This is a genomic window from Rhodopirellula sp. J20-39, from assembly GCF_057365095.1.
Window position 1 is genome coordinate 6,297,047 of the sequence record NZ_CP195123.1, and the last position, 13,212, is coordinate 6,310,258.

The following is a 13,212-nucleotide window of genomic DNA, read 5'->3' on the forward strand; positions in this document are numbered from 1 at the left end:
TGCAACCTACTTTTGTTGTTGATTCCATGTTCGTGCCAATTTATCAAGTGCGAAAGGTATCGAGGAAGAACCGCTACGTTCCACGCAGCGTCCGACTCAGGAAGCTCGTGGCAAGGTCATCAATCCAAAATTGGACAAGCCATTAAAGGCAATGACCATTAGACAACGGCACGCACTGTGAACTACTCCCTTACCAAAACCCATTGAGACTCCCCCAATCCATTTAGCGGAACATTGAAAGTCATCTTGTAGGTTTGGGTAGCCTCCTCATAATCGGTCTGCCAAAAGTCATGGCCGTGAACGGACTGGTCAAATAGAGTGCGTTTCCCTTCGTCAACACGATAAAGTCGGTAACCTAGATTCGATTTTAAACCTTCAAATCGAATCGGAACCGCACCAACGCCCCCTCTGATATCGATGTTCACCTCTGACTCTTCCGCACGGATTACCAACGGGTATCGATGAAGCAAGGTGCCACCTGAAACCGTAACGGCCAAGTCGTTCCCTGTGGCCTCACGATAGGTGGTCTCCCAGGAATTAGGTTTCTGCGAAAGATGGTCTCGGAAAGAATCATTGGGGCCGTAATAGTCATCGGCCACTCGAGGTAAAGTGATCAGTTCCAGTTCCAGCTCAATACGATCACCCTTACGGAACTGGCTAATTCCATTTGGCGGAAGCAATTCCATGTCCAAGTTGCCAGGGCGATCGGTATGAACCGGTGTCCTGATGGTTGGCTGTCGATAGGTTTTACCGCCAATCACGGCCTGGTAGCTTCGTACAATCAATGCACGGTAGCCATTCGGCTTGCTTCGTTGATTCGCGGTTTCCGACGCACCGACCAAAGCAATCCAGTGAGGTGCGGGCCCCGTTAACTCAACCGCCTCTAGAATCGAATCTTCCTGCCCTACCGAATAGGGAACCACTTTTTCAGCGAGAAGTCCGCTTGAATTGCCATATGCAATTCGGGGTGTTCGGTAGTTTGGTGTGCGTCCCAGTTTGTAAAGTGTCACTTCATTCGCGGCAACATCACGCGTGAAGGTGTAACTTAGATTTTGGAACGTGCGAGCGTAGTCGTCCGTACGAAGTGTTTGAACCTGGGCGGCGAAATCCACTTCCCGATTTGCACCATAGTAGCCGTCGTATCGGACGTCGGTTAGGCAAGGACCGTGAGCAAGGTAAGCGGTCTTAAGATCCTTCCAAAAGTACTTTCGTTGATTAGCGTCGGCGATCTTGAGCCAATCCCCTCCCCAACCAGCCTCGGTCCAGCTCCACTTTCGGCCGCGGGTCCCATTGCGAACCATCAGCATGCGAATGTCCGTAATGGCAACATTTACCAAGCTCATGTCCATGTCGAAGCAGATCGTCTCACCCCAGCACCCGATCGCTAACTGATCCCAGCGACCGTTGCCCGCTTTCCTATTGGCATAACCGAGCAAGCTCAACTGCGCATGGCTTGCCGAAGGCAACGTGCCGTAAAACCCGTACGCCACCCGCAACAAATAGGTGCGAGATTTGTCGGTCGGCAAAAGGACATAAGGCATGAAGTAGGATCCCATCGTCGGGTCATGCCAATTCTTACTTAACTGCACAGGAATGCCTGTTGGTCGACCCTCCTGATCACATAGGATGGGACAAAGTCCGCTTACATTCGCTGGCGGTCGCATGTCCAACATGAATGGCAACAGATCTTTCGAATCCGTTTCGTCAACTGAGATCTCAAACTCATCATAATCGCGAATGTCAGTGTAGCCTCCTTGCCAACTGCGTTGCAGCTTTTCCACCGACGCGACATAACAGTTCTTCTTGGGATCGAAACGTACGGGCAACGGTTTTCCGTCACGAGTCTGAGCGGAAACGGTATTCATATCATCTATCTTGCCGCCAGGAGCAAGATCGCAAGTCATCGTCAAACTTTTCTGTCGACCGTTCTTCCAACCATCGTCCATGGCGAATTCTTGTTCCCACCTTCCGGCTTCGCTCTTCAGCGACATCCGAAGTGAGGCTGTCTTATAGGAATTGTGCACAGACACGCTTGCAGTCAAAGTCAAACTTCGGGGCCATGCCACTAGATCCAGGACGGCGTCACACGACAACGTTTGCTTGTTTGCATCTCGAAAAACGAGCCCTTGAAAGTCATAGTGTTGAACGTACCGCCCCGATTCCCATAATCGAGCGGCGTAGAGATGGCCTGGTGATTCGCTCAACCCCGCCTGGCAAGTTTCTGCCTGATACCGTTGCCCATCAAGCTCTAGCTCAATCAACAACTCAGCATCCCGAAGCATTTCTAGCTTCCTAGCCTTGTGATCAAGGGCTTGGCGATAACCTCCCGAATTGTCGAGCAAGCCAAGTTTGACTTTATTGAAGTCGGCGACGTCTATTGAAAATCCATAGGCACTCGTTTCGACCCCAAAGACATCCGAGCTCTGATCTTTAGCGTCCTTGCGCCATCCATTTAGCCAGCAACTGTAGGTATAGTCACCTACCGCAACTTTGGTTCCTGCCAACAGCAAAAAACCCAGCGCACATAGCAAAACAGCGACGAAACGGAGCCTGCCTTTTATCATTGCACTATCGATCGCATTTGTCTTTTTGCGGTTCCCTGGCAGCGACGTCAACTCTTTGCGAATCTGCATTCTTTAGGTGTCTGTAGTGTGCATTAATAGACCTCGTTCAACTTTAACAGCTATCCATCGCTCAATTACCCGAACACCTTCTCATCAGTTTTCAGTACCGCATCGAGCCAACGGAAGCAACAACATCGCGTTCGCACTAAGGACGGATACCGATGTCGCGATTCGACTTTGGCTCATCGCTAAACTCCTCAACGTCATCTAGCATGACCCGTTCTCTCGCATCTTCAGCACGCGTTGCCATCTCAACGTTTCTGAAAGTCACGTTCTTCGCGTGCCGGATATAGGCTCCCCAGGATGGAAGGACCCCAAAAAAATATTGTTCTGGGTAGCGTGCGATGTCTTCGGGAACTTCATGCTGTGCCTTTTCAAACGTCCCCTTCCCAGGATAGGAGATAGCAATGTTCTCCAAATGAACATCTTCGATGTAATGGCCAGGAATACCGGCGATCATGATGGGTCCAGCCTGTGCTACCTCTCGGGGCGTCGCCTTCTGTCCGCGTGATTGGATCTTTACATTCGCCACGATGTCGCTGATTCGAATCCCTTTGATGGAACCAACGGCTGCCCCCTCGGACTTTCGTCCATTGAGTTGATTGGTGCCAGTGTAAGTATTTTTCGAATAGATTCTCCCTCGGTTGCCAAGCCGGATGAAGATTGGAGATCCAACGTCCTCCATCACAATGCGTGAGATATTGATATTTTCCATTTTGCCTCCATCGACGATCTGTAACTTTATGCCTCCCATGGGACAGTCGTAAAAGTAACAGTTAGAAACGTCCACATCGATAAATCCACCACTTGATGATGTTCCGCACTTCAGCGCCGCGGTATGACTGGAAACCTTGCAGTTACGAACGACAATGTTCCGACATGGATTCCCCGAACTCTTCAGACAAATTGCGTCATCACCAGATTCGATATCGCAGTTTTCGATCAGCACATTCTTACAGCCATCGATGTCCATACCGTCGTTATTGGAGTGATTGTTCCGCATCCGCAACGTCACACCGGAAAATCGCACATCGCGACAATCGACAAGATGCAGCCCCCAAAACGCCGGGTTTCGGTAGGTCAGGCCGGAAAACTTTACATCGCTACAGTTCTCAAATCGGACTAGCCGAGGTCGATTGTCTTTTCCGCTTGGTCCAGCGCGTTTCGGGAAGGCTTCCGGTGTTCCGCGACCGTCGATCACGCCGAGACCCTCCAGGCGGATATTGGTTGCATCCTCTGCATATACAAGGCATTCTGAGTTGCCCTCCCGCGCTGGCCGCAAATGATTGATGGGATAATCAGCTTGGTCCTGGCTGCCTAGCAAACTCGCGCCGTAGTCCAACGAAAGCGAGATGTTGCTCCTCAACTGAATCGTCCCGATGACGTAATTGCCGGCAGGAACCCAAACGGTTCCTCCCCCTGCTGCATGACAGGCATCAATTGTTGCTTGCACTGCGTCTGTTTCAATGGCGGTACCATCGCCAATCGCACCAAAACTCCTAATGTCGAATTGCTGCGGATTCGCCATGTCAGCTCGGGTTGTGGATACCAATCCAAGGACAGCGAAGACCAGCAAGCTGTAAATCATACTTCGGTTCATCATAATGTTATCACGTGGTTGAAAGCGATTATCGGTTAGTATTCGAAACCGGCTCTTTGTAATAATGCTGGTGTCCCGGCAGGCGTCTCGTTTTTTCATTCAGACCGAACAGGTTGCGATCTGCCTCATCAACCGGGATCGGTTTGATTGTCGTGTCCGCTTGCTTCAAGCTGCCGACCGAAAACGTTACGGTTTCCCCTTTCTTGAGAGGAACCTCGTAGCTGCCGTCTGGACGGACTCTGGCTTCAGCGGGAGATCCATCGATCGTGATTTTGGGCTTGGGGATATCTGTCCAAACCACACACGGAGATCCGGCAAGACTCTTCACTGACACAAACTGTGTTGCACCGTCTTGCTTCTTGGCGCTGACCAAGAACGCTCCCTGTCCTCTTAAATCTTTGAACGCAACATCACCCCAAACTTGAGGGGCGGCGGGAAAGACGCGAAGCACACCGCCCCAGCTTTGCAAAAGCATGTCGTGAACACACGTCGCAAACGAAAGCGGGCTTTCAATGACTGGATTGCCTTCGGCATACATCGTTGTCGGTGAAACCCGATTGTGTTTGATCAGGAAGTCTAGATAGTGGTAGGCCATTTCACGGTCGCCTAACCAGGCATACATCGACGCCGCGCCTGTCGCGGTATATCCGGTCACCGGCATCGCACTCACCTTGATGCCGCTATTGATGGTCACATCTAACCAGTGGTCGAGCGAAGTCCGCAGTAGGTTCTTGCCTTCGCTGGTTTCCGGCGTCAGCACCGCCAACGGATAAAACGGCAGCAGGTGGGAGTAGTGGCGGTGAGGCTTGTCGAAGGCAATATCTTTACCAATACGCAACCCGTCTTTATCAATCTGAAAATCGACCAAGTTGTCAACGATATTCTGCCACTGATCGGCTAGAGGATCGTTCAGTTGATGCTGCTCGTTGATGTTGAGCAGTGTCTGAAAGCACCACTTCATCAAACCAATCGTAAAATTGATATCCTGTCCGCGACCACCCGGGTATTCCGGCGACCAACTGCTCTTGATGTGGACCTTGCCATCGTCGGAGGACACCGGGTTGTCTTTGAGGTAATTCAGATAACTGTTCCCAACGCCTCGCAGTTTTGGGAACAAACCGGTACGCATCCGCTTGCTGTCCGCAGCGAACTGACAGTGAAGCAAATAGTCGTGAAGAATCCAACACAACATATCCGGTACGGTTCCGCCTTGCCGTGCCACTAAGTCTTGCGGGAACAGCGTTGCCAGACCGGCACTTTCTTTCCAATGGTCCGGCACATTCTTGAATAACTGCGACTCATGTTTGTCGAACCAATTTACCAGCGACGACCCGACGTCTAGTCGGTTGGCGGTCAAATGCGTCCAGTACTGGAGTTCAACATTCAGGTCGCCCCAGACCATCGGCCAGAAGGTCTTGTGATACCAAGGTCCCATGAGGTCCATGACCGGTCCGTTCCCGCGAGTTGCCGAAGCGAACTTGTACATTTGGATCCAGTAAAAGGCTTCCTTTTCTGCGTCATTGATCGTCAGGAAGCTGAGCGGGTAGTAATCGTTCCACCACTTTCGATGCGTTGCAAAAAAGCGGTTGTCCGACAACATTGCTTTCGCGTTATCCAGATTGTCCTTCACGATCTCCATCGAGTTGCTCTCAGGAAAACTGTGATGAACACTCGCCAGCAGGATCTGCTTTTGGGCTGGTTCCCCAGAGACTTCCCAGCCCGTTGTCGTTTCACCACGGTTTTTGTAGAGCGGTTGGTAACAGAACCGTCGACCGTCCTCTTCGCTTAGTGTTGGCGAGGGCGGTAATTCATAAGGTGCTTCACGCATCTTGTCCCAACTGCCGCCCTTGGGCCCCCCACCGGCTTCTAACGTCGTTCGCACAGGTGCTTTGGGAACATCCGGATGCCACGAGACGCTGACAGATTCATCTTTCGCGTCTGTTTCGAAATAAATCACGTCGTGCAAACTGTGTGAAAGACCACGCACGTCGTACGATCCTTGGGTCGTTTCGATTTCGCCGGTCAGCTCTGCATTCCACAGGTTCAGCCGCAGATTAACCGCCTTGATGTCTCCTTGCGAAGTGAGTTTGAAGTGGCCAAGTGGCAGACGACTGCGATAGATCCACAGTAGTTCGTTGCCTTCATGCGGTTCGCGGTGATCGTAGTAATCATGCCGTCCCGCGTAGATTGAGATCACATTCTTTGCTTCGTTTTGTTCTCGATAGAATAAGAAGCCGACGTTTCCGTTTCCTGTATACGGAGCTACTTCCCAGCGATTGGGAATGCGATCCCAAACCATATCGTGCTGAGCCAGAAAGGCTTCGTAGTCGATACCCGCCTGAAGTGGCTGGGGGACCCAACGAAGGTTTCGAAATTCTGGATCGGCACCTTCCCAAGACGCCCCCAGTTTCGCTCGCGTTGTCTCGCCACCGGCTTTTTTACTAAGCGTTTCGGAAGCTAATAGACGCAATTCGCGGATACCTTTCCAGTCCGACAAAGCCTCCCCAGTGGCATCCTTGAAGTCAGATGCCGAAAGGACAACTTCATGCCATTTACCATCGCCTTGCACTTTGACTTCAGTTGCATGTTCATCAATACCAACGACCAAGACATTGTCTTCGGTGGCTTTAATGTCGAACGCTAGCTTCGCACCTTCAGGTGCCTTCCAACGCGGATCATAGACTTTATGAGTGTGGCGTCCCCACTGTTGTGGACGGTAGGAGTACCAACCCTTCTGCCAATCGCCTTCAAATGACTCGATTTGTAGCGTCGCATTAAGTGCGGATGCCGCTCCCGACGTCTTTAGTTCTCCCACCGAAATCATGTCCATCTTGGAAGAGAGATTGAACTGATCAGTGGTGTAATCACCGTAGTAGTAACCCGCTCCACTGACCGATTGATCTAGCGGATAGAGGACATTGGCGTAGACCCAGAGTGGCTTGTCGGTTTCAAACAGTGGAAGATCTGCGATCCAGACATCTCCTTGCTTGACCGCTTTAGCATGATGCCAGTATCTCGCTTTGGAGTTCTCGCGATCGTCCTTTTCTCCGTCAACCTGACCTTGGCGTGTATAGAAGACGTCGACTGCTTGTACCGGTTTTGACTGATCCGGCTTTACGGCAAACGTTGGAGTGGCTCCAAGTTTTAGTTCGGTTGTAGGCGTCTTCGGCCATTGAAAAGTCCCCCGCAGGTGCTGGTCAAACCAAAGCAGCGAAGCAACTTCATAGTCCTTGGTGTCCTGATGGTTGTGGTGCGGCGAGCAGGTCGCACGCCACACATCGGTTTGGATTTCTGTCAGAGCGGTTTGCAGATCGTTGATACGTCCGTGGAAATCATTCGCCGGACTTTGGAACAAGATCGGGCTTTGAATGTTTTTTAAGTAGGCGTCATCGGCAAGCGTTGCGCGAAACAAGGGATCGTCGTTATCGCGATCGCTGATCCCGCCGCAAGACGGCACCGCTGCTTTCACACGCTCGTCGGAACCCGCTGTCAACACCGTTAGTTTCCCGCCCATCGAATGTCCGTAGACACCAAGGCGGTCCGCATCGACTTGCGGTTGCTGTTCTAGAAATGTAAGAGCCCGCCGTGCGGCAAGCGTACACAGAAACCAACCGTTATTACGCGGCGACTTTACATCATCCAGCGTCCAGGAAGCTGGGGCGGGAATCTTTGGAAACGCGTTCTTTGCATTCCGCGATGGCGCGTGATAACCATCCACTGCACCCCAGTCGGTTGTCAACCGATACTTCGGGTGGTCCGTTTTGCCTTCCCAAAAAAGCTTGACCTCAGTGGGTGTTACTCTGTAGTCAGGAGCACTGATGCGGCCTGCCCACGAGATGGAAATCGTGGCGTAACCCCGTTTGGCATTGGCTAGTGGCGCCCTGAAATCGGCATATTGGCCTCCACCATGAATCTGCAGCAGTCCTGGAAGTTTCGTTCCGCCCTTGGGGAAACCATAAACTCCAGCCAGCATCGCCTTCTGGCCTTTAAACGTGCCGATGCGGAACCTCACCACCTTCAAGACAACGTCTTCCTGCTCCCATTCCTTGAGGATTTCCACATCCAGCGGTTCAGCTCGAGGATCAAAATCCGCCCACAATGCTTCGACCGATCTTGGTACGTCGCCACTGGCCAGCGGGGTCAGTGTCTCACGCAGAGACATTGTGTCATCGGCCGCGAGCACGGAAGACCATCCTCCCGCGATGATGACAAATAAACAGGCGATCATTCTATTCTTCATGAGTTTGTTACCAGTACATGCTCGTCTTGTATTCAATATCGATAGCCGAGTCAGGTACAGCTAATCCAGTGCGATCGTCTGCAACTCTTCCCCACGTTCATTCACCAGGCGGAAGGTCGCCTGCGGGACTCCATCAACGGAGCGGAAAGAGAATTCACTAAACGCCCAAGAGTTGCTCGGAAGACCGAACAATTGTGCCGATCTGTCTTGTCCGAATGCCCCCGGCCCCGGAACACCTCCCAACGTTGCGACCTCAAACTCATAGATCTTTTTGCCGCCAGGGCGTGGAATGGCAAAACCGCGTGCGCCGTGACGGTCCCCGGACAACAGGATGACCTGCGAACCCTGTTTGGCGTCGATCACCTCAAAGATTTCTTCGCGGCCTTTCGTGTCCCATGTGCCCCAACTGTCTTTCCCGTTGGAAATGTAGTCGCTCCACATCGTTCCACTGCTGAGCAAAATGTAGGGCGACGTTGATTCATTAAGTTGTTTCTTCACCCAAGCCATCTGCTCTTCGCCTAAAAATGAACTCAACTGACCACGTTGTTCATTCACTCGGCACGAGCGTGTATCGAGCGAAATGAAATGCACCGGCCCGATTTGCGTCTGGAAGTAGACTCCGTTGCGATCCACACTCCGATCCGGATTGTTCCATTGGGTTCTCCAATTTTTGCGCAGCCCATTAACCTCAATCGCCTGCCCTCTCGTATGCGTGCCGCCCGAATCGTCGTGCCAATAATCATGGTCATCCCAAGATGTGAAGACCGGGACATTCGCGGTTAACTGCTGCCATGGCGGTGAGAGGTTGCGAAGCATGTAGTCGGTGTTGATCAATCCATAATCACACTTCCGATCGTCTACCGCAGAATCGCCGAGCACTAACATCGCGCGACTGCCACGTTCCTGCACCAGTTTCATCAACTCCGGTCGATACAAACCGACTTTGTGAAAACACGTCCCGAATGCAATTTGGAATGGCTTTTCAGACAACTCAGCCGGTGCCGTTGCAAAGCCGCCGCTTCCGAGTTTTCGCCCCTTGGAATCCCTCACCACGTAAGAATAGCGTGTGTCGGGTAAAAGCCCCTCGCACCGCACCACCTGAATCCGTTCGTCTGCTCGCGATGCAAACGCCTTCGGGGATCCACCGGCATCGGGGCTCACGACGACATCAACCCGGTCGGGTTCCGGTAAATGCATCCACACGGCCACACTTGTCGAAGTCAGATCACCCAACATCGGACCGCCCAGTGTCAAACGATTAAAATTTCGACACTGCTGTGCCAATGACTCTTCGGGGTTCGGCCCCGTCAACGCCGCGCGACAGGCCGTATAAAACTCCAGCACCTCCGACGGTTGCACGTCGTACTGATTCATGATCCGCAGGTCGATCTCGAGCGTACCCTGATGCGCCTCCTTCAACGTGACAATCCGCGAGACCTCGGCCCCACTTGCACGCGTTGTTAGCCCAACCCCAACGCTTGAGGCAGCCAACGCAAGGAACTCTCTTCTATGAAGATCGTTGCGGTCAGCAGTAGTAGTTCGTTTCATCGAAACCTCCATCTAGGGTGCAAAATATTGATCATCGAAACGGCGAAGTATTCACCAGCGATTGTTCATCGTTGAACACTCATTCGTTCACACTTGCTTTGTTTGGTTTCTCGACAAGCCAAATATTGCGGAACTTCACTGGCGAACCATGTTCCTGCAGTACGATTGGCGAAGTCGGTTCCTCTGGGTAGGCAGCATACTTATTTCGACGCAACGAAAGCCGGATGTCATCGTGAATCAGTTTGCCGTTCAATCGCACCGTCACGCGTGCTGCGTCTTTCTCAGTCATGAATCCGTTTTTGCTGATTCTGGCCGCTTGATATTCCAAATCGATCGTTTGCCACTCGCCCGGCCCTAGACTCGCGTTCACATCGGGGGCTCGTATCTGGTAGATCGATCCACAGTCGCTCAAGCCAGCTTGTTTCTTCTGGGTGCTATTGAAAATCTGCAATTCGTACAATGGGCCAAAGAAGACCCCACTGTTGCCCGAACCCTCGTCTGGCAACTGAAACTCCAGATGTAATCGGTAGTCACCAAACTTCTCTTTGCTGCATAGCGACTGCTTGCGACGCTTGCCTTCCATTTCAAAAGCAATCTGCATTGCCTTGCCGTCGATCAATTGCCACTGAATCAGCTTCTGGTCGTCGTTTGGATTAATCCATTGAAATGAAAATGGTTTCCAGGCATCGAAATTGGACCCGTCAAACAACACAACGGCGTCCGATGGTGCAGCAAGTCCGAGTGTCGAACTGGTTGAGTTGGATTCAACTCGGTCTACGGTTTGCGTCTCTTCGCCAGTCGCTGGAGAGACATTCACACATGCAATTGCAATAATGACAACTGCGAATGCAATCGCTATTTTTGGGTTGGTTTTCAATGGGATAATTCCATGGTTAGGATCGTCGCAATAATCTTCGGATAGGTAGTGGATCTTGTTAAAGATCCCAATCGCACGGGATTTTTAACAAGATCCACTACGTCAAAAATGGTTTAGGCAAGCAACTCTGGGATATTTCCGGTGCTGTGACTGAAACGTTCCAGTGGCACACCGGCTTGTTGCATTAGTGTCAACCAGTAGTTGGCCAGGGGACGATCCGTGCCTGGCAACACTACATGCTGTCCTCGACGAATTCCTTCCCCTCCACCACCCGAGAGGATCGCCGGAACATTTTTCAGTTCGTGCCCTGAACGCAGATTAGTGCCGTAGCTAACGATGCAATTATCAAACAGGCGACTACCGTCGATGTCACGAGCTTCTTTCAGCCGGTCTAAGAAGTGTGCAAACAGCTCCATGCACTTCTGGTCGCGTTGTTCCGACTCAAGACGCCGCTGCTGCGAGAAACCATAGTGACTGAGGGAATGAGCCTTCAGTTTCAGTTCCATGCCCTCAAGTAACCGACAAACCGGCAACCGATAGGTAACGACCCGAGTAGAATCGGTTTGTAAGGCGGTGATGATCATGTCGTACATTAACTTGATCTCTTCCTCGCCGGTCATCACTTCGACGGGCATGTCAAAGGGGGCTTCTGGTTTCGGCACTTTCGACCATGCGGCCTGTCGATACAGTCCTTGTTCGATTTGCCGAACCCCTTGAAAGTACTCGCCCAACTTTTGCGTATCACGCTGGCTCAGTTTCCCCTTCATGGCGAACACATCGGCCGTGACGATATCGAGAATGCTTTTCTTCTTCTTCAGCCGTGCCATCAACTCTTCATTGGAATCACCTTTCTGAGCAAACAACTCCTTGTAGAGATCCAGTGGTGTGTTGAAGCCGGGAATCGGATTGCCCGATTGGTCCCATGACAGGGAAAGTCCTTTGCCATGACCGGAGTTTTGCCCACCATCTTTTTCGATCGCTGAAAGCGTGAGCGAGGCGAATCGAGTCTGCTTGCCGATGTGATTCGCGATCACCTGATCGCATGAGATGGAATTGTGAAATCGTTTACCTGGTGTTCCGTCAACGTTTGCACCGGTCAGGTACGAAAGGCTACCACCGTGCGGATTGGTCGCTCCCAAATTGGTCATTCCGCTGACCATGGTGATGTCATCCTGATGTCGCTTCAAAGGCGACAGTCCCTGCGTCAGACCGATATCCTGGAACCGCCCTGCTTTCTTGGGATAGAACGATTGTTTGGTAAAGCCAAACCCACCACCTAAGAAGACGGCGCGTTTCGGTGGAGATGTCGATGCAGTCTCCGCCGAAGCAAATGTTTCGAGGAAAGGCAACGCCAATAGAGAACCGCCAACGCGAAGGAAGGAACGTCGGGTTGCCGAGTTAGTGATATATGGATTCATAATTGGATGCGTTTGAGGTCGCTTGATTCGGGGCAGGAAATCGGCCGGGCCGTTGGCCCTAATCTAATGTTGAGGCCTCGTTACCCAGCCCTCACGGGCTGGGCTTGATAAACCGCGGGCCTTTGGCCCTAGTGGATTGAGGCATCCCAGTCCTCGCGGGCCGGGCTGGATAAACAGTGGGCCGTTGGCCCGGGTGGTTGGCGTGCATGGAATTGGTCAACCGATAGTGGGATCCGGTTCGGTACAGGCCCAACGGGCCGATCGATTTTCTAGCCCAGCCCGCGAGGGCTGGGTATGGGAAAAACAGTAAGTTCCATAGGCCCAACGGGCCGGCCGATTCAATCCCACACATAACGCTCGTCAATCTCGATTCCATGTTTACGGCAGAGGGCACGATACTCATCCTGAAAGCTAACGGTGGCGTGATGCTCGGCATGGTTTTGGATGTAATCGACCACTTTTCCTACTAACGATTCGCTTACGGAAAACACGCCATACCCACTTTGCCACTGGAACGTTGATACACCGGTTGAAGACTTTTTTGCCCATCCCGAAGTTTCCGATTTGACTCGTTCAACGAGGTGGGCGATGGTGATCGTCCGAGTGAGTCCAACAAGAAGATGTACATGATCGACAAACCCTCCAACGGAGGCCGATTGACAACCGGTTTCTTTGACATGGTAAGCCAACATCTTGAACATCTCATCACGAAACGATTCGCTTTGGAGATACCGTTTGCGTTGCTTCGTTGAGAAAACAAGGTGCAACCAAACGCGGGACAATGATTGTGACATGACTAACTCGTGTTTGAAAATGAAATCGGTCGGGCCGTTGGCCCTATCCTAACTTTGGGCCTCGTAACCCAGCCCTCGCGGGCTGGGCTAGATAAACATTGGGCCGTTGGC

General features: G+C 51.9%; 7 protein-coding genes. All 7 read right to left on the bottom strand.

Going from position 1 to position 13,212, the window contains the following annotated elements:
- Nucleotides 1-182: 182 nt before the first annotated feature.
- Entirely contained in the window at nucleotides 183-2,633 is a 2,451-nt protein-coding gene (locus ACR3ZL_RS22965) for a hypothetical protein (protein ID WP_486172994.1), read from the bottom strand.
- 136 nt (nucleotides 2,634-2,769) lie between these two features.
- A complete protein-coding gene (locus ACR3ZL_RS22970) occupies nucleotides 2,770-4,227 on the bottom strand; it encodes a glycoside hydrolase family 28 protein (protein ID WP_473650762.1) in 1,458 nt (485 codons plus the stop codon).
- Between the two features lie 25 nt (nucleotides 4,228-4,252).
- The gene (locus ACR3ZL_RS22975) at nucleotides 4,253-8,464 is read right to left on the bottom strand and encodes a dienelactone hydrolase family protein (RefSeq protein ID WP_473650761.1); all 4,212 of its coding nucleotides are present in this window, start codon (nucleotides 8,462-8,464) and stop codon (nucleotides 4,253-4,255) included.
- 60 nt (nucleotides 8,465-8,524) lie between these two features.
- Complete coding sequence (locus ACR3ZL_RS22980; protein ID WP_473650760.1) at nucleotides 8,525-10,012, bottom strand: alkaline phosphatase D family protein; 1,488 nt, start codon at nucleotides 10,010-10,012, stop codon at nucleotides 8,525-8,527.
- Between the two features lie 79 nt (nucleotides 10,013-10,091).
- Nucleotides 10,092-10,724, bottom strand: a complete 633-nt coding sequence (locus ACR3ZL_RS22985; RefSeq protein WP_473653476.1) for a 3-keto-disaccharide hydrolase — start codon at nucleotides 10,722-10,724, stop codon at nucleotides 10,092-10,094.
- A 278-nt stretch (nucleotides 10,725-11,002) separates the two neighbouring features.
- Entirely contained in the window at nucleotides 11,003-12,307 is a 1,305-nt protein-coding gene (locus tag ACR3ZL_RS22990; RefSeq protein ID WP_473650759.1) for a DUF1552 domain-containing protein, read from the bottom strand.
- 338 nt (nucleotides 12,308-12,645) lie between these two features.
- On the bottom strand, nucleotides 12,646-13,101 hold the full coding sequence (gene tnpA / locus ACR3ZL_RS22995) for an IS200/IS605 family transposase (RefSeq protein ID WP_473650758.1): 456 nt from the start codon (nucleotides 13,099-13,101) through the stop codon (nucleotides 12,646-12,648).
- Nucleotides 13,102-13,212 lie beyond the last annotated feature (111 nt).